Raw genomic sequence first — 18,004 nt, 5'->3', positions numbered from 1 at the left:
GGATCGCTGTCGAGAAGCGAAACGGAAACCATCGTCCTCGCACCCATCCACGAGGTGCGGGCGCGAGAGCCGAAAACTGAATAATATCAATGCTGATTTTGCGAGGTGGTGCGCTCGGAGGGACTCGAACCCCCACCCTGTTACGGACTGCCACCTCAAGGCAGCGCGTCTACCAATTCCGCCACGAGCGCTAAACTGACACCGAACCGGCACCAGCGGCGCCCATGTAACAAATCGGCGATGGAGGGACAAGGCCTCGCAGCCTCTCCCGCAAACCTATCTGTGGTCAGGAGATTTCGGCAACATTTGCTTGACTTCGACCGCGATGCGGTTGCGGTTCACGGTCACCACCCCGCTTGCGATCGGCAGGTTGTTGGCGAGAACCTTGACCTCGTCCTGTTCGGTCGCGTCGAGTTCGATGATGGCGCCGCGGCTGAGCCGCATCACCTGATGGATCGGCATCGAGGTGGTGCCAAGCACCACCATCAGGTCGACCGAGACTTTATCGAGGGTTGGCACTGGAGTTTTCGCCCACACATGATGTTGCCAGAGACATCACCACGCTTATGGTTACCCAATGGTTAACGCCCGCCAAAACCTTGCTTTAAAGCCCTTTTCGGCCCCGGCGGCGGGTTCCGTCGAGTGGCGTGTGTCGGATTCGCCGGTTCCCTACCCCGAGGCCGTGGCCGCCATGGAGGCCCGCGCGGCGGCGATCGCGGCCGGCACCGCGCCGGAACTGGTCTGGCTGCTGGAGCACCCGCCACTTTATACCTCGGGCACCAGCGCCAAGGATGCCGACCTGATCGATCCGCGTTTTCCAGTATTCGCCACCGGGCGCGGCGGCCAGTTCACCTATCACGGCCCCGGCCAGCGGGTGGTCTACCTAATGATCGACCTCAAGCGGCGGCGGCCCGACGTGCGGGCCTATGTCGCGAGCCTCGAGGAACTGATCATCCGGACGCTGGCCGCCTTCAATGTGCAGGGCGAACGACGCGAGGACCGCGTCGGCGTCTGGGTCGCCCGGCCCGACAAGGGCGCGCAGCACGAGGACAAGATCGCCGCTATCGGCGTCCGGCTGAAGCGCTGGGTGTCGATGCACGGCATCGCCATCAACGTCGAGCCGGACCTCTCCCACTTCGGAGGCATCGTGCCGTGCGGCGTCGCCGATCCGCGCCACGGCGTCACCAGCCTGGTCGATCTCGGCCTGCCGGTGACGATGACGGATGTCGATGTCGCGCTGAAGCAGGCGTTCGACGAGGTGTTCGGCGCGCTGGAGCCGGCGGGTGCAACAGCGGCAGCTGAGTGAGCGGGTTACACTTGTCGCGCGACCAGGCACGCACTCAACAGCACGTTCGATTGTCATCACCGGCCTTGTGCCGGTGATGACAATGAGGCTGGCACGGTGCGTCCCCAAGCGGGATGGCCGGAATAAATCCGGCCATGACATCCTGAGACACATGGCGACATCACGTCGCGCGTTGCGATCCGCCCTCACACCGCGAGCTGATACGGCGGCACCCACAGCTTGCGCGCGATATAGCGCCGCTCCTGCGTCACGCCGCCGAAGCCGTAGGCGTCCGCGCGCACGTCGTGGACATGGACGTAGCTCTCGGTATGCAGCGGCCCCAGCAGCTCCACCATCCGCTTGTAGACGGCGGTGATGTAGTCGGCCTTCTCGTCCTTGCTGTTGGTGCCGTCGACGATGCGGATGTCGAGCCAGAAACTCGCGAGCTTCTGCTCCGCGAGCGACTTGCCGCCGGCGAACCAGTCGGCCGGATCGGCGGAGTCGACGATCACGGCGGTGACCTTCGGGTCCTTGTGCAAAATCTGCGCGGCGAGCTGGCTGACGGATTCGGCGATGTCGGCCTTCAGCGTGCCGGACTGGCGCTGCGTGGTGTAGCGAACGGTGATGAGAGGCATGGTCGTTCTCCTGTCGAGGCCCGTTGGGGCATGACCGGAAGCTAGACCCGGACCCATCATTTTGATATCTTATCATATCGAATATCAATGATAACATATAGTGATGATGCCATGACCCCGCTCGATCTCTCCAGTGTCCAGGCGTTCCTGCTGGTCGCCGAATTGCAGAACTTCACCCGCGCGGCGGAGGCCAGCGGCACCACGCAGGCCGCCGTCAGCATGAAATTGCAACGGCTCGAAGCCGCGCTCGGCAAGCGGCTGGTCGAACGCTCACCCCGCGCGGTGCGCCTCACCGGCGATGGAGTCGCGTTTCGCGAACATGCCCGCGCACTGATGGAAGCGCACGACCGTGCGCTCAGCGGCACGCAGGCGGTGCGCCAGCAACTCACCCTCGGCATCAGCGATCATGCCGCCGGGCCCGAACTGGTGGCAATCATGCAGCAACTCGCGACACTGGCGCCGTCGCTGACCATCGCGGTGACGGTGGGATTTTCCAGCGAGATGCTGCGGATGTTCGACGCCGGAAAACTCGATGCCGTGATCGTGCGTCAGGAAGCCGGCCGGCGCGGCGGCGAGAAGCTTGCCGACGATGACTTCGGCTGGTTCGCTTCGCCCTCCCTGGTCCGTTATCCCGGCGCGCCGCTGCGGCTTGCGACACTGGCCCCGCCCTGCGGCGTGCGCGCGCTGGCGACCCACGCACTCGACAAGGCCGGCATCAAATGGACGGAAGCGTTCAGCGGCGGCGGCATGGTTGCCGTTGCCGCGGCGGCGCAGGCCGGGCTCGGCGTCGCGCCACTGGCGCGGCGGATCGCGCCGCCGGGCGTCGTCGATGTCGGCGCGGCCTATCGGCTGCCGAAGCTCGGCTCGTCGAAGGTGATGCTGCACTCGAAGGTCAGCGATGCCGTCAAGCTCGCGGCACTACGCACGATTGCGGCCGCGTTCCGCAAAGTCGCGCTGGCGGCGTGAGTGCCGCGTTCCTCATCCTGAGAGTCTGAATCAAACAGCGATCAATGAAATAAGGCACGTATCCATCAACGCGTCATGGCCGGATTTATTCCGGCCATGACATTGAGGAATACAGAAGCACCGCACGGGGTGCCATCCGTTCCGTGCCCTACTTCGCCGCCACCAGCGGACACTGGCTTTCCGACAGCGGCTTGAAGGATTCCTCGCCCGACATTTCAGCGAGCACGTTGTAGAAGTCGCCGCGATACTTCGATTCCGCCGGTGACTTCACCCTCATCAGGAAGGTCCTGTGCATGACGCGGCCATCAGCGCGGATCTGCACATTCTTGTTGTAGAAGTCGTTGACCGGCATTTCCTTCATCTTGGCGGCCACCGCCTTGCCCTCGTCGGTGCCGGCGGCCTCCACCGCCTTGAGATAGTGCAGCACCGAGGCATAGGTGCCGGCGGTGATCAGGTTCGGGATGAAGCCGTTCGAACGCTCCATGAAGCGCTTCGACCAGGCGCGCGTCTCCTCGTTCGCATCCCAGTAGAAACTCGTCGTCAGCGTCAGACCCTGCGCCACGTCGAGCCCGAGGCCTTCGATGTCATTGATGTAGATCACGAGGCTGGCGAGACTCTGGCCCGACTGGACGATGCCGAATTCGCGCGCCTGCTTGATCGACGAGAGAAGATCGGCGCCCGACATCGCAAGACCGATGACCTTGGCCTTCGAGGCCTGCGCCTGCAGAAGATACGACGAGAAATCCGGCGAACCGAACGGGAAGCGCACGCTGCCGAGCACCTTGCCGCCGTTCTGCTCGACGAAGTGGCTGGCGTCCTTCTGCAGCGAGTGGCCGAAGGCATAATCGCTGGTCAGGAAGAACCAGCTGTTGCCGCCCTGCTTCGTCACCTGACTCGCGGTGCCCTTGGCGAAGGCATAGGTGTCGTAGCTCCATTGCGAGGTGGTCGCCGAGCACGCCTTGCCGGTCAGTTCGGTGGTGGCCGCGCCCGAAATCAGCAGCACCTTGTTGCGCGAGCGCGCAACTTCCTGCGCCGCCAATGCGACGGCCGAACCGGCAACGTCGGTGACGGTATCGACGCCTTCGGTATCGAACCACTTGCGGGTCAGCGTGGCGGCAATGTCCGCCTTGTTCTGGTGATCGGCGGTGATCACCTCGATCGGCTTGCCGAGCACCTTGCCGCCGAAATCGTCGACCGCCATCTGGGTCGCCTCGACCGAATGCTTGCCGACCAGATAGGCGAAGCCGCCCGAGTGATCGGTCAGCACCCCGATCCTCACGGCGTCGCCCGAGATCTGTGCATGCGCCACGGCACTGGATGCCATCAAGGCCGCCGCGATCATTCCCAACAAACGTGTTCTCACTATAGTCCCTCCTCTGAATTCCAATGGTCCGGCGTCAAACCGCCAGCGCGATGCCGTCGTGGCCGGGATCGGCGCCGCCATCGAGACGGTCACCGTCGATGCGAATGCCGTGCACGGCGGCAAAGCCGAAGGTCTGCGGGCTGCGGATCACTTCGTAGCCCTCTGCTTCGAGTTTTTGCGTGGTGCCGTGAATGATGCGGTTCGAGACGTCGATCGCGTTGCTGGTCGACGAGAAGCGCGGTGCGCTCACCGCCTCGGTCATGGTCATGCCGAAGTCGAGCACGTTGAGGATCGCCTGCAGCACGCCCATGGCGATCTGCGTCGCGCCGGGCGCGCCGATCACGACATAAGGCTTGCCGTCGCGGAAAATGATCGACGGGCACACCGAGGTGAAGCGCGCCTTGCCGGGCGCAATGCTGCCGGCGCGGCCCGGACGCGGATCGAACACCGCCATGCAGCCGTTATAGAAGAAGCCGAGCCCGTCGGTGATGACGCCGGAGGGCATGCCGAGCGAGTGGGTCATGGTCACGCAGTTGCCGTCGCGATCGACGACGCACACCTGCGTGGTGTCCTTTGACGGAAAGCCGGAGTTGAATCGCGGCACATTGGCCTTGATGTGCGCCACGATGTCCGTCGCCATCGACGCGGCGTAGTCCTTCGAGGTCAGCCGCGCCATCGGAACGTCGTAGAACGCCGGATCGCCGACCGACGTATCCTTGTCGACGGTGGCGCGCTTCATCGCCTCGCACACCACCCGCAAATATTCGGGCGTGTTGTGGCCGATTCCGGCAAGGTCGAACCGCTCGAGGATGTTGAGCATCTCGATCAGCATCACGCCGCCGCCCGGAGGGTGGTTGGTGGTGATGTCGTAACCGCGATAGCTGCCGCGCAGCGGATCGAGCCACTTCGGCTGATAGCTCGCGAGATCCTCGGCGGTGATGAGACCACCGTGCTCGCGCATGTCGCGCGCGATGCGCTGGCCGAGTTCACCCTTGTAGAAGATGTCCGAGCCGCCGTCGGCGATCATCCGCAGCGTGTTGGCGTAGTCGGGATTCTGAACGAGGTCGCCAACTTTCTTGGCGGTGCCGTCCTCACGGCAATAGAGCTTGCGTCCTGAGGCCGAGAACGACAGGCGCTCCAGACCGGAGGCCCGGCCCATCATGCCGGGATCGGACCAGAAGAATTCCACATGCGGGCGCACCATCCAGCCGCGCTCCGCCCATCCGATGGCAGGCGCGACGATGTCGCGCCACGGCAGCACGCCGAATTTCGCATGCGCCTCGAAGTAGGCCTTGAGCGATGCCGGCACGCAGGCCGACTGGTAGCCGAGATCGTTGACCTTGCCCTTCAGGATGAAGCCGTAGCCGTCCCGCGCCTCGCCTTCGATCTGGCTCTCCCACATGTCGGGGCGCGCCGCCGCCGGCGCCGGAGCATGGAAGTCGAGATACTGGTGAAAATTCCGCGACGGAAAATAGATGCCGGCGCTGCCGAATCCCGCAATGCCGGTCATCAGCGGATCGACGACGCCCTGCACCAGCGCACAGGCGATCGCCGCATCGACGGCGTTGCCGCCAGCCTCGAGCATCAAGGCCCCCGCTTCGGCCGCTTCGGCCTGGGCTGCGACGATCATGGCTTTTGCTTTCGGCATTCCGTTCTTCCCTGTCACTGGTTCGTGCGTGTCGTGTCATGAGGCGGCAGCCGCCTCCGGCCATGCCTCCAGTCCCGGCGGATCGGCTGGCGACGCTTTCGATTTGACAGATCACATTGATACCCGTCCAATACCATTTCAGGACCAATTAATGCCTATTGAGCATCAATAAACAGCCGGGACATGATCCATCACGCGTTGCATGCCAGGATGCAGTACTTCCTGGCGGTCGGCGAAACCCTCAGCTTCCGGAAAGCGGCCGAGCAGATCGGGATCGCCCAGCCGGCGCTCAGCCGCAGCATCCGCCAGCTTGAACAGCAACTCGGCTTTGCGCTGTTCGAACGGACCACCCGGCGCGTGACCCTGACGCCCGCCGGCGAAACGCTCTACCGCGACGCCACTGAAGCGATGCAGCGCCTGACGCGCGCCCTCACCCACGCCCGCAAGGTGGCGCAGGGGTTCAGCGGCACCATCATGGTGGGGTATTCAACGTTCGCCGCGACCGGCCCGATGCCCGACATCATCATCGAATTCCGCAAGCAGTATCCCGACGCCCAGGTCGGGCTGCGGCTTCTGGCCTCGTCCGAACAGGCGACGGCTTTCGAGGAGGGTACGATCGATCTCGGCTTCATCATGTCCGTTGTCTCGACGCCGCCGCAGAAGAACATTCCGATCTCGAAAGAACGCCTGATCGCGCTCGTTCCCGCGCGCCATCCCTGGGCGCGGCACCGCTCGATCTCGCTCGAAACGCTGGTGACGGCGCCGATCGTGATCGGCACGGCCAGCCGCTGGCGCGGCTTCCGTTCGCTGGTCAACGACCTGATCGGAACGTATGGACTGTCTCTCAACATCGCGGAGGAAGCCGACGACCTTCCGGTGCTCCTGCAACTCGTCCAATCCGGCTTCGGATGCACGATCCTCGATGCCTCGTTCGTTTCGACGCTGCCGCCCGGAATCAAGGCGGTCGAGATCGAGGACACGGCGGCGACGCTGGATATCGCGCTGGCATGGCGGGACGGCAACCTGTCTCCACTCGCCGCGCGTTTCGTCGCAATTGCCAAAGAGGTTTGCGCGCAGAGGCAGCGATAGTGACTGAGACGACGATGAGATGCGTGCGACTCACTCTCTGAACCGTCATGGCCGGATTTATTCCGGCCATCCACGACCTAGCGAAGCTGCTGCAGAAAAAGACGTGGATGGCCGGGACAAGCCCGGCCATGACAACTGCAACTGCCGCGTCCGTGAAACTGCCGGGCGCAGATTCAGATCCTGCGCGCTGCCGTCGCTTTCATCGATGCGCGTGACGCGTGCCGAGGACGGACCTTGTTTGCAGTCGGCGATCATCGCCGCCACCGCGGCGGACGATCCGGCGAACACCGCTTCCACCGTGCCGTCGCGGCGGTTGCGCACCCAGCCGCCGACGCCATGGCGATGCGCGGCATCCTCGGTCCAGTAGCGAAAGCCGACGCCCTGCACCCTGCCGTGAATGACGACGTGGCGGATGACATCGCTCATCGCAGTCTCCGATGATTGCCGTTACGTCTTCAGGCCGAGCGTTGCGGCGGCACGCGCATTCACGTCATCCTCGCGCGTCAGGCGCGCGGTGAGATCGCGGGACGGCAGGCCCTTGAGATCCTTCGGCGCAACACCGTCGCGCAGCGCCTTCAGCGTATCGTACACCGCCTGCGTCGCGGCGGCGAACGGCGCATGGCCCTGATGGGCGATGCGCACGCGCTGGCTGGCGAGAAAATCCATGTCGGCGAGTTCGCCCTCTGTATTGCCCAGCGCGATCGGCAGCGTCGTCGCCGATGCGATCGCCTGCAGTTCGGCGCGGGTCTTGAGGCCGGTGAAGAACAGCGCATCGACGCCCGCCGCCTCATAGGCCTTGGCCCGCGCGATGGCGTCGTTGAGGGCCGCCGCTGCGGGACCGCCGCCGCGCGTTCCGGTTCGCCCCATGATCACCAGTCCGGGATCGCAGCGCGCATCGAGGGCGGCCTTCATCTTGCCGATGCCCTCCTCGATCGAGATCAGTTGCGGCCCGGCCGCGCCATAAGCCTGCGGCAGCAGCGTGTCCTCGATGGTCAGGCCTGCCGCGCCGGCCGCTTCCAGTTCCTGTACCGTGCGGCGGACATTGAGCGCATTGCCGTAGCCGTGGTCGGCATCGACCAGCACCGGAAGCGCACCGGCGCGCGACATCCGGCGCACCTGTTCGGCAAGTTCCGTCAGTGTGATCAGCACCAGGTCGGGATCGCCCAGCACGGCAAGCGACGCGGTCGAACCGCCGAACATGCCCATCTCGAAACCGAGGTCTTCGGCAATGCGCGCCGAGATCGCGTCATACACCGATGCCGGCCGCACGCACAGCGACCCGGCGAGAATTGCCCGCAAGCTCTCCCGGCGATGACGCCATTGCATGGGGACACCTCACGCGAATTCGAGGATCAGCGCATCCACCGCCAGCGTCGCGCCGGGCTGGACGTGAATTTTCTTCACCACGCCGTCGCGTTCCGAACGCAGCACGTTCTGCATCTTCATCGCCTCGATCACGGCGAGCGTTTCGCCGGCCTTGATCTCCTGCCCTTCGTTGACGGCAATCGAGATCACCAGACCCGGCATCGGACACAGCACCTTCTTGCCGGTGCCTGCCGCCGCGCCGACCGGCATCAGCCGCGCCGCGGTCGCTTCGGTCCCGGTGTAGACCTGCACCGGCACCTCGTAGCCCTGATGCACGAGACGGAAACCATTCGGCATGGCGCGAACCTGCACCACCACCGGCAGTCCGTCGAGCGTGCCCTGCCACACCGCATCGCCCGGCTTCCAAGACGACATCAATGTGTGCGGCTGGCCCGGCTTGCCGTCAGCCTCGATGAAGCGGACCACGATGCCGTCACCCTCGCGGGAGACATCGAGCGCGACTTCGCTGCGGTCGAGCCAGACCACGCGGCTGCGCTCGCGCGTCACCGGACGGCCGTTCATCTGGCCGGAAATCTGGCGCTTGCGCTCGCCGTAGATGTGATCGATGGCGGCGCCGACAGCGGCGATGCGGCGCGCGGCGTCGCCTTCCGGCGTGCGCGGGCCGAAGCCCTTGGGAAATTCCTCGGCGATGAAGCCGGTGGAGAGTTTGCCCTCGCGCCAGCGCGGATGATTCATCAGCGCCGACAAGAATGGAATGTTGTGGCGGATGCCGTCGACGTAAAACGCATCGAGCGCCTGCGACTGCGCCTCGATGGCGGCGGCGCGTGACGGCGCGTGGGTGACGAGCTTGGCGATCATCGGATCGTAATAGATCGAGATTTCGCCGCCCTCCTGCACACCGGTGTCGTTGCGCACGGTGATGTCGCCGGTCTTGCTCTCGGCCGGCGGGCGATACTTCACGAGGCGGCCGATCGACGGCAGGAAGTTGCGATACGGGTCTTCGGCGTAGACGCGCGATTCCACCGCCCAGCCGGTCAGCGCGACATCCTTCTGCGCGATCGTCAGCTTCTCCCCGGCGGCGACGCGGATCATCTGCTCGACGAGATCGATGCCGGTGACGAGTTCGGTCACCGGATGTTCGACCTGCAAACGGGTGTTCATTTCGAGAAAGTAGAAGCTCTTGTCCTGGCCTGCGACGAATTCGACGGTGCCGGCGGAATCGTAGTTCACCGCCTTGGCCAGAGCGACCGCCTGCTCGCCCATCTTGCGGCGGGTGGTTTCGTCGAGCAGCGGGCTTGGAGCCTCCTCGATCACCTTCTGGTTGCGGCGCTGGATCGAACATTCGCGCTCGCCGAGATAGATGACGTTGCCGTGCTTGTCGCCGAGCACCTGGATTTCGATGTGGCGCGGATCGACGATGAACTTCTCGATGAACACGCGGTCGTCGCCGAACGAGGCTTTCGCTTCCGCTTTCGCCAGACCAAAGCCCTCCGCCACTTCCGACGTCGAATGCGCGATGCGCATGCCCTTGCCGCCGCCGCCGGCGGACGCCTTGATCATCACCGGATAGCCGATCTCGTCGGCGATCTTCACCGCGTGCTTGTCGTCCTCGATCACGCCAAGATAGCCCGGCACGGTGGAGACCTTGGCCTCGGCGGCGGCCTTCTTGGATTCGATCTTGTCACCCATCGCGGCGATGGCGCCGGGGTTGGGGCCGATGAACACGATGCCGGCCTTTTCCAGTTCGCGCGAGAACGATTCCCGCTCGGACAGGAAGCCGTAACCCGGATGGACCGCTTCCGCGCCGGTCTTGCGGCAGGCGTCGACGATCTTGTCGATCAGAAGGTAGCTCTCGGCAGCCTGCGGCGGACCGATATGGACCGCTTCATCGGCCATTTCGACGTGGAGCGCATCGCGATCGGCGTCGGAAAACACCGCAACCGTCTCGATGCCCATGCGGCGCGCGGTCTTGATGATCCGGCAGGCGATCTCGCCTCGATTGGCGATGAGAATTTTTTTGAACATGCGGAGCTGACTTACACCTGGATGGGGGGCCGGATTGGCGGACCGTTGGTGGATAATGTGCCATGAACGGCTGGTTGTAACAAATCTGTCGCGGCCAGAAACTACACATTCGGCGCCAAGCCAAGCCCTGCTTTTGATAGCAAAAAGGCTCTTCCACCATGCGCCACAAAACCACCGCCGTTTCCATCGGATTCCTGATATGTTCGGCCCTGCCGGCCCTCGCCGCCAATGCCGCCCCCCACAACCTCATTCTGTTCGTTCCCGACGGGTTGCGGGCGCTGAAAGTCACCCCCGAAACCGCGCCGGCAATGGCTGCGCTGCGCGATCAGGGCGTGAATTTCAAGAATCCGCACGCACTGTTTCCGACCTTCACCATGCCGAACGCCTCGGGCATGGCGACCGGCCATTACCTCGGCGACACCGGCGTGTTCAGCAACACGATCTATTCCGGCTATCCGGTCGGCGCGGCCGGCGGCAGCGTGACGCCGTTCCTCGAGAGCGACCCGGTGATGGGCGACGTCGACGAGCACTATCACGGCAACTTTCTCGATGAGGAATCGATTCTCGCCGCCGCGCGCCGCGAAGGCTACAGCACCGCCGCCGTCGGCAAGCTCGGCCCGACGCTGGTGTTCGACCACACCGCGCGCACCGGCAGTCAAACCATTATCATCGACGACCAGACCGGCGCGATGAAGGACGGCAAGCCGCTCGGCATTCCGCTGTCCGACGACGTCAAGTCCGCCCTGAGCGAATCCGGGCTTCCGCTCGTCACGCCCGCCCGCGGCAAGAATCCCGGCGACAACGGCAATGCCGGCAATTTCGAGAAGCCCGGCGCGACCACCGCGAATGTGATCCAGCAGAAATATTTCACCGACGCCGTCACCAAGGTGATCCTTCCGAAGTTCAAGGCGCGCAACAAGCCGTTCGTGCTGGTGCTGTGGTCGCGCGACCCCGACGGCACCCAACACAATCAGGGCGACAGCTTCGGCAAGGTGACGCCCGGCATCAACGGCCCGACCTCGCTCGCCGCCATTAAAAATGCCGACGACAACCTCGCGCAACTGCGTCAGGCGCTGCGCGAGCTTGGCCTTGAGGCGACCACCAATATTGTCGTTTCCGCCGACCACGGCTTCTCGACCATCTCCAAGGAAAGTTCGACCTCGCCGGCGGCGAAGCGCACCTACGCGAATGTCCGCCGTGGCGATTTGCCGCCCGGCTTCCTCGCGCTCGATCTCGCGCATGCGCTCGACTTACCGCTGGCCGATCCCGATCGAGGCAATGCGGCGGTCGCGGACAACGCCCATCCGCGCGCCGGCAACGGGCTGATCGGCAAGAATCCGGCGAAGCCCGATATCATCGTCGCAGCCAATGGCGGCTCGGACCTCGTGTACGTGCCGAGCAAGGATCGCAGGCTGACGCGCAAGGTCATCGACGCCCTGCTCGCGCAGGATTACGTCAGCGGCCTCTTCGTTCACGACGATCTCGGCAGCTTCCCCGGCACGTTGCCGCTGTCGCGCATCAACCTCGCCGGCCGCGCGCTGACGCCGAACCCGGCGATCGTGGTCAACTTCCGCTCGTATGCCACCGGCTGCGATGAACCGATCCTGTGCACCGTGGTGGTGGCCGACACCGGCCTCCAGCAGGGCCAGGGCATGCACGGCAATTTCAGCCGCGCCGACACCATGAACTTCATGGCCGCGATCGGGCCGGATTTCAAAACCGGCTATGCCGATCCGCTGCCGGTCAGCAACGCCGACGTCGGCATGACGCTGATGAAGGTGATGGGGCTGCGTCCGCCGCACAAAGGCCCGCTGATCGGCCGGGTGATGACCGAGGCACTGCCCAACGGTACGACGCCGAAGGCATTCACCGGCACCATCGCCTCCAGACCGGCGGCGAACGGCTTGCGCACAGTGCTGCACTTCCAGCGGGTGGAGAAGCAGCGCTATTTCGATGTCGCCGGATTTCCCGGCCGCACAGTCGGCATTAATGGGCCGAAGTCGGCGGGTGTGAAGTAGAGATTAGCCCCGATTATCATGGCCGGACTTGTTCCGGCCATCCCGATCAGGGACGCGTGGTGCCCACCTAAGCGAGATGCCCGGCACAAGGCCGGGCATGACATTCTAAGCACGTAATGGCCTTTAGGATTGCGGCGAGGTCCGCCCCTTACATCCCGAGATCGATGACGTTCGGCAGAGTCTGGACCACCGGCAGCGTCGCGGCGCCGACCAGAAGAATCCCCATCATAGCGAACGCGCGATTACTGCGGCGCTTGCCGCGCATCTGGCCCGAAATCCATTCCAGCACTTCGGTGTTGACCCCGACCGCCTTGGTCGGCGCCCAGCTCTCGATCGAGGTGTCGGGCGACAGCGCGACATGGCGCGGCGGCACCGGCAGGCCCGATGCGGACGCGGCGTGATGCACCACCGCCTTGGCGAGCAGGTCGTCGAAGCGGCCGTCGTCGCTGCGCTCGGACGCGGCCTCGTTGATCTGGAACAGCGCTTCGGCCTCGGCCCGGGTGACCGGCTGATCGGCGACCGGCGCGGACATCAGAATGCGCGCGCACCAGTCGGCGTCGGCGGCATCGAGCGACCGCGAAAAATGAACCCGGCCCGCCGTGGTCGGTCCTTCCCCGGTGATGACTCCGTCCCGAACCAGGCCGAGCGCGCGCGCCGCGACGGCGCCATCGGCGATCGACGGGGATTCAATGAACGGCAGCAGGGTGGACAGGGATCGTTGGGTGAGCGTCGTCAAGGCGGCGGTCATGGTACTTTACTCGTTTCTATATCCCGCAGCATTTTCATGCGGGGTTAAATGATTCGTTAAAGATTGGGCTTAACGGCCCGATCTTTCCGCGGTGGTGCCGATAGGTCGCAGCGAAACCACCGCAGGTTCAACGATGTCGCAGTGCGGCCCGGCGGCGTTGCGGCGCATCGAAGGATTCTTTGCGGCACCGCTCACGATTGCGCGCAGTTGTCCCGTTCCGGGATCACTTCAAAATGGGGATAAATTGACTGATCATGCCCCGGTCCGGAGAAGGATATTGTCCTTTTTCCGGCGCGGTTCCGTTCTCACTGCGGCATGGCTATATCTGCCTGCGATTTAAGTGCTTCCCCAAACGATATGAGGCGAGACCATGACACTCCAGATTGGCGCGGTGGCCCCCGATTTCGAAGCGGACACCACCGAAGGACACATCCATTTCCACGACTGGATCGGCAATAGCTGGGCGTTGCTGTTTTCGCACCCGAAGGACTTCACCCCGGTTTGCACCACCGAACTCGGCACCCTCGCCCGCATGAAGCCGGAGTTCGACAAGCGCGGCGTCAAGCTGATCGGCCTGAGCGTCGATCCGGTGGCCCAGCACAAGGCGTGGGGCGATGACATCAAGGATGTCGTCGGCACCGCCCCGAACTACCCGATGATCGGCGATACCGACCTCAAGATCTCCAAGCTCTACAACATGCTCCCCGCCGACACCGGCGGCACGTCGGACGGCCGCACTCCGGCCGACAATGCCACGGTACGCACCGTGTTCGTCATCGGTCCGGACAAGAAGGTGAAGCTCGCGCTGGCCTATCCGATGAGCACCGGCCGCAACTTCGATGAGATCGTTCGCGCGATCGACTCCCTGCAGCTCACCGCCAAGCACAACGTCTCGACGCCGGCGAACTGGAAACAGGGCGAGGACGTGATCATCTCCGGCTCGGTCACCAACGAGCAGGCCAAGGAGAAGTATCCGAACGGCTGGAAGTCGCCGAAGCCGTATATCCGTATCGTGCCGCAGCCGAACTGAGCGCGCATCTCAGCCAGAAACAAAAGGGACGCTGCGGCGTCCCTTTTTTGTTGCGCTTCCTCATCCCGCGGAACTCTCTTTGATGTACAGACACGCCGCGCGCACTCAGGCTAAATGCGCGGATGACAGCGCCCGCTCCCGTCATCGTCTGGTTTCGCGACGATCTCCGCCTCTCCGATCATCCCGCCCTGCATGCCGCGTCAAAGACCGGCGCGCCGGTGATCTGCCTGTATGTGCTTGACGACGAGGCTCCCAAGGCCCGGTCGCTCGGCGGGGCGGCGCGGTGGTGGCTGGCGCAATCGCTGCGCACGCTCGACGAAAACCTGAGGTCGCTCGGACAACGCCTCGTCCTGCGCAAAGGCGAATCCGCCGCGATCATCGAAAACCTTGCGCGCGAAACGCAGGCCGCTGCTGTTTTCTGGAACGCGAGCCACGTCCCGGCGCAGGCCACGCGTGAACGCCGCGTCGCTGAGGCACTCGCCAGCATCGGTGTGCGGCACGAGACTTTTCCCGGCGATTTGCTGGCGCCCCCCGAGCGCATCCGCAACAAGGAGGGCCGTGGCCTGCGGGTGTTCACGCCGTTCTGGAAGCGCGTGCTCAGCCTCGGCGATCCGCCCTCACCGCTGCCCGCGCCAAAAAAGTTTCCGGCGATGAACGGTGTCGCCAGCGATGACCTCGATGATTGGCATCTCGAACCGTCAAAGCCCGACTGGGCGGGCGGGTTACGCGCCACATGGACACCGGGCGAAGCAGCGGCACGCGCGCAGCTTGGCGATTCCTTGAACACGGCATCAAGGGTTACGCAGCCGACCGCGACCGGCCGGATCGCGAGGCGACCTCGCGGCTGTCACCGCATCTGCGCTTCGGCGAAATCTCGCCACGCCGGATTTATCACGCTGCCCGCTTCGCGGCCGACCGCAAACCGGCGCTGTCGCGCGACATCGACAAGTTTCTTAGCGAGTTGGGCTGGCGCGAATTCTGCCGCCATCTGCTGTTCGATCATCCAGATCTGCACACACGCAATCTGCAGGAAACGTTCGACGGTTTTCCGTGGCGGCGCGATGCCAAGGCGCTGCGTGCGTGGCAACGCGGCCTGACCGGCTATCCCATCGTCGATGCCGGTATGCGCGAACTGTGGCACACCGGCGTGATGCACAATCGCGTGCGCATGGTGGTGGCATCGTTTCTGGTCAAGCATCTCTTGATCGACTGGCGCGCCGGCGAAGCGTGGTTCTGGGACACGCTGGTCGATGCGGATGCCGGCAGCAATCCCGCCAACTGGCAATGGGTCGCGGGCTCAGGTGCCGACGCCGCGCCCTACTTCCGGGTGTTCAATCCGATCCTGCAAGGCGAGAAGTTCGATCCCGATGGCGCGTATGTCGCGCGCTGGGTGCCGCAGCTTGAGCACCTGCCGCCGCCGCTGATCCACAAGCCATGGGAGGCGACGCCGATGGAGTTGGCCGCGGCCAACATTACCCTCGGCGAGACCTATCCTGCGCCGATCGTCGATCACAAGGCGGCGCGCGAACGCGCGCTGGCGGCATACAAAAAGACGCGGGAGTGAGAACTTTTGTGTCCCGGGCGCGACGCAGCGTGTAACGCTGCTTCGCAGAACCGGGACCATTCCACACTCAGAGTTTGGAACGGCCCCGGATCAGCGGAGCGGTGTGAAGAACACCGCACCGCGTCCGGGGCACTCTGCCCTAACTCCCCGGCGAAACCTCGACCTTCGCCGGCTTGTTGACCAGAAACACACCCGCCGCACAGATCGCCATGCCGACAATGCCGAGCCAGCCGACGCGTTCGTCGAACAGCACGAAGGCCATCAGCGCCGTCACCACCGGCACCAGATAGAACAGGCTCGCCACCTGCGTCGTGCCGTTGTGACGGATCAGCCAGTACAGCAATCCGATGGAGCCCATCGACAGCGCGATCGCCAGCCAGCCGACGCCGAGCACGAATTCCCACGACCACACAATCTGCCGCGTTTCGAACAGGTATGCGCCGACAGCGTAGAGACAGCCCGCGGCAACGAACTGGATCAGGTTGCCGGTGCGCCAGTCGATGCGGCTGCAGTACCGCTTCTGATAAAGTGTGCCGAGCGTGATGCTGATCAGCGAGACGCAGGTACCGAGCCAGCCCCAACCGAGTTGCCCGGACATCTGGCGCGTATGCAGCACCAGCAGCACACCGGACAGCCCGAGCAGCAGGCCGAGCCATTGCAGCGGCGTGACGCGCTCACCGAGAAAACGATTGGCTAGCGTCGAGGTCAGGATCGGTTGCAGGCCTGGGATCAGCGCCGACAGCCCCGCCGGGACCGAGTGATAGATCGCGATCGCGGTGCCCGCGAGATAGAAGCCATGGACCAGAAGCCCGGCGACCACGCTGTGCCATGTGTCGACACGGTTCGGCCATTTGGGACGCGCGATCGCGATGATGATCGCCATCAGCAGCACCACCGCGGCCATGCGGATGAACAGGAAGGTCAGCGGCTCGGCACCGGCCAGCGCATATTTGGTGGCGATGAAGCCGCTGCTCCACAGCACAACAAAAATCGCGGGCGCCGCCCGCGGCAAAACCCGCTCAAGTGTGACATCCTGATTCATTTGCGGACCTGATTGCCCGAACGTATGCTGGGCCACAATCGTCAATTGCGCGGGTCCACTCGCGCGCAATCACATAACAAGCATCTCCGCCGCCCTCTCCGGCTGCGGCCCCACCGACATTACGAGGATATCACCATGGACGTTCGCGCCGCCGTCGCCATTGCCGCAGGCAAGCCACTGGAAATCACCACCGTTCAGCTCGAAGGCCCGCGCGAGGGCGAAGTGATGGTCGAGATCAAGGCGACCGGCGTCTGCCACACCGACGAATTCTCGCTGTCCGGTGCCGATCCCGAAGGGCTGTTTCCCGCCATCCTCGGTCATGAGGGCGCGGGCGTCGTGGTCGAGACCGGCCCCGGCGTCACCAGCGTGAAGAAAGGCGATCACGTCATTCCGCTGTACACGCCGGAATGCCGCCAGTGCCCGTCATGCCTGTCGCGCAAGACCAATCTCTGCACCGCGATCCGCGCCACGCAGGGCCAGGGCCTGATGCCGGACGGCACCTCGCGGTTCTCGATGGGCGGCAAGCCGATCCACCACTACATGGGCACATCGACGTTCGCGAACTACACCGTGCTGCCGGAAATCGCGGTGGCGAAAATCCGCGAGGACGCACCGTTCGACAAGGTTTGCTACATCGGCTGCGGCGTCACCACCGGCATCGGCGCGGTGATCAACACCGCCAAGGTCGAGCAAGGCGCGAAGGCGATCGTGTTCGGCCTCGGCGGTATCGGCCTCAACGTGCTGCAGGGCCTGCGCCTCGCCGGCGCCGACATGATCATCGGCGTCGATATCAACAACGACCGCAAGGCGTGGGGCGAACGTTTCGGCATGACGCATTTCGTCAACCCGAAGGAGGTCGGCAAGGACCTCGTTCCCTACCTCGTCGACATGACCAAGTCCGGTGCCGACCAGATCGGCGGCGCGGACTATACGTTCGATTGCACCGGCAACGTCACGGTGATGCGGCAGGCGCTGGAGGCCTGTCATCGCGGCTGGGGCCAATCGATCGTGATCGGCGTCGCGCCTTCCGGCGCTGAAATCTCCACCCGTCCGTTCCAGCTTGTCACCGGACGGGTCTGGAAAGGCACCGCGTTCGGCGGCGCGCGCGGCCGCACCGACGTGCCGAAGATCGTCGACTGGTACATGCAGGGCAAGATCCAGATCGATCCGATGATTACCCACGTGATGCCGCTCAATGACATCAACAAGGCGTTCGACCTGATGAAGCGCGGGGAATCGATCCGCGGCGTGGTGACGTTCTAGCC

At 64.4% G+C, this 18,004-nt stretch carries 15 protein-coding genes, 1 tRNA gene and 1 pseudogene; 7 read left to right on the top strand and 10 right to left on the bottom strand.

From position 1 onward, the window contains the following. Positions 1-106: 106 nt before the first annotated feature. Both ASC80_RS04815 and ASC80_RS04810 read right to left on the bottom strand, forming a co-directional pair. Positions 107-191, bottom strand: a tRNA-Leu gene (locus ASC80_RS04815). A gap of 85 nt (positions 192-276) precedes the next feature. Then, on the bottom strand, positions 277-519 hold the full coding sequence (locus tag ASC80_RS04810) for a FliM/FliN family flagellar motor switch protein (RefSeq protein ID WP_056293333.1): 243 nt from the start codon (positions 517-519) through the stop codon (positions 277-279). A gap of 58 nt (positions 520-577) precedes the next feature. Between ASC80_RS04810 and lipB the strand changes: the two genes are divergently transcribed. Continuing rightward, entirely contained in the window at positions 578-1,306 is a 729-nt protein-coding gene (gene lipB, locus ASC80_RS04805) for a lipoyl(octanoyl) transferase LipB (RefSeq protein WP_056293331.1), read from the top strand. Between the two features lie 185 nt (positions 1,307-1,491). Here the strand turns inward: lipB and ASC80_RS04800 are convergent, their stop codons facing one another. Next, positions 1,492-1,920, bottom strand: a complete 429-nt coding sequence (locus ASC80_RS04800) for a tautomerase family protein (RefSeq protein ID WP_056293328.1) — start codon at positions 1,918-1,920, stop codon at positions 1,492-1,494. A gap of 111 nt (positions 1,921-2,031) precedes the next feature. Here ASC80_RS04800 and ASC80_RS04795 point away from each other — a divergent pair, with 111 nt between their 5' ends. Continuing rightward, positions 2,032-2,886 (top strand): LysR family transcriptional regulator, encoded by an 855-nt coding sequence (locus ASC80_RS04795; protein WP_056293325.1) that lies wholly within the window; start codon positions 2,032-2,034, stop codon positions 2,884-2,886. A gap of 148 nt (positions 2,887-3,034) precedes the next feature. Here the strand turns inward: ASC80_RS04795 and ASC80_RS04790 are convergent, their stop codons facing one another. Both ASC80_RS04790 and ASC80_RS04785 read right to left on the bottom strand, forming a co-directional pair. Further along, positions 3,035-4,249: an ABC transporter substrate-binding protein gene (locus ASC80_RS04790; protein WP_056293322.1), complete on the bottom strand. Its 1,215-nt coding sequence runs from the start codon at positions 4,247-4,249 to the stop codon at positions 3,035-3,037. 34 nt (positions 4,250-4,283) lie between these two features. Continuing rightward, entirely contained in the window at positions 4,284-5,897 is a 1,614-nt protein-coding gene (locus ASC80_RS04785) for a gamma-glutamyltransferase family protein (RefSeq protein WP_056293319.1), read from the bottom strand. Positions 5,898-6,080: 183 nt separating this feature from the next. Here ASC80_RS04785 and ASC80_RS04780 point away from each other — a divergent pair, with 183 nt between their 5' ends. Continuing rightward, positions 6,081-6,986 carry a LysR family transcriptional regulator gene (locus tag ASC80_RS04780; RefSeq protein WP_056293315.1) on the top strand — a complete coding sequence of 302 codons (906 nt, stop codon included), beginning with the start codon at positions 6,081-6,083 and terminating at the stop codon, positions 6,984-6,986. A gap of 57 nt (positions 6,987-7,043) precedes the next feature. Here the strand turns inward: ASC80_RS04780 and ASC80_RS24520 are convergent, their stop codons facing one another. Genes ASC80_RS24520 through ASC80_RS04765 form a run of 3 tightly spaced genes read right to left on the bottom strand, consistent with a single transcriptional unit; the run spans position 7,044 to position 10,337 of the window. Next, the gene (locus ASC80_RS24520) at positions 7,044-7,412 is read right to left on the bottom strand and encodes an acylphosphatase (RefSeq protein ID WP_082512403.1); all 369 of its coding nucleotides are present in this window, start codon (positions 7,410-7,412) and stop codon (positions 7,044-7,046) included. A gap of 21 nt (positions 7,413-7,433) precedes the next feature. After that, the gene (locus ASC80_RS04770) at positions 7,434-8,312 is read right to left on the bottom strand and encodes an isocitrate lyase/PEP mutase family protein (RefSeq protein WP_056293314.1); all 879 of its coding nucleotides are present in this window, start codon (positions 8,310-8,312) and stop codon (positions 7,434-7,436) included. 9 nt (positions 8,313-8,321) lie between these two features. Continuing rightward, positions 8,322-10,337: an acetyl-CoA carboxylase biotin carboxylase subunit gene (locus tag ASC80_RS04765; RefSeq protein WP_056293311.1), complete on the bottom strand. Its 2,016-nt coding sequence runs from the start codon at positions 10,335-10,337 to the stop codon at positions 8,322-8,324. Between the two features lie 158 nt (positions 10,338-10,495). On the opposite strand from ASC80_RS04765, the gene ASC80_RS04760 reads away from it, so the two are divergent. Next, positions 10,496-12,355, top strand: coding sequence for an alkaline phosphatase family protein (locus tag ASC80_RS04760; protein WP_056293309.1), 1,860 nt, complete (start codon positions 10,496-10,498; stop codon positions 12,353-12,355). A 148-nt stretch (positions 12,356-12,503) separates the two neighbouring features. On the opposite strand, the gene ASC80_RS04755 is transcribed toward ASC80_RS04760, so the two are convergent. Then, a complete protein-coding gene (locus ASC80_RS04755; protein WP_056293306.1) occupies positions 12,504-13,103 on the bottom strand; it encodes a hypothetical protein in 600 nt (199 codons plus the stop codon). 370 nt (positions 13,104-13,473) lie between these two features. Here ASC80_RS04755 and ASC80_RS04750 point away from each other — a divergent pair, with 370 nt between their 5' ends. Both ASC80_RS04750 and ASC80_RS04745 read left to right on the top strand, forming a co-directional pair. After that, complete coding sequence (locus tag ASC80_RS04750; RefSeq protein WP_056293304.1) at positions 13,474-14,133, top strand: peroxiredoxin; 660 nt, start codon at positions 13,474-13,476, stop codon at positions 14,131-14,133. A 122-nt stretch (positions 14,134-14,255) separates the two neighbouring features. Next, positions 14,256-15,697 (top strand): annotated as a pseudogene (locus ASC80_RS04745) (cryptochrome/photolyase family protein). 139 nt (positions 15,698-15,836) lie between these two features. On the opposite strand, the gene ASC80_RS04740 reads toward ASC80_RS04745, so the two are convergent. Continuing rightward, positions 15,837-16,739, bottom strand: a complete 903-nt coding sequence (locus ASC80_RS04740; protein WP_056293302.1) for a DMT family transporter — start codon at positions 16,737-16,739, stop codon at positions 15,837-15,839. 135 nt (positions 16,740-16,874) lie between these two features. On the opposite strand from ASC80_RS04740, the gene ASC80_RS04735 reads away from it, so the two are divergent. Then, positions 16,875-18,002, top strand: coding sequence for an S-(hydroxymethyl)glutathione dehydrogenase/class III alcohol dehydrogenase (locus ASC80_RS04735; RefSeq protein ID WP_056293297.1), 1,128 nt, complete (start codon positions 16,875-16,877; stop codon positions 18,000-18,002). Positions 18,003-18,004: the final 2 nt, after the last annotated feature.

Source organism: Afipia sp. Root123D2, assembly GCF_001425835.1.
Classification (GTDB): Bacteria; Pseudomonadota; Alphaproteobacteria; order Rhizobiales; family Xanthobacteraceae; genus Afipia.
The sequence above is the reverse complement of the archived record's forward strand: the minus strand, read 5'-3'. Positions and strand labels throughout refer to the sequence as shown.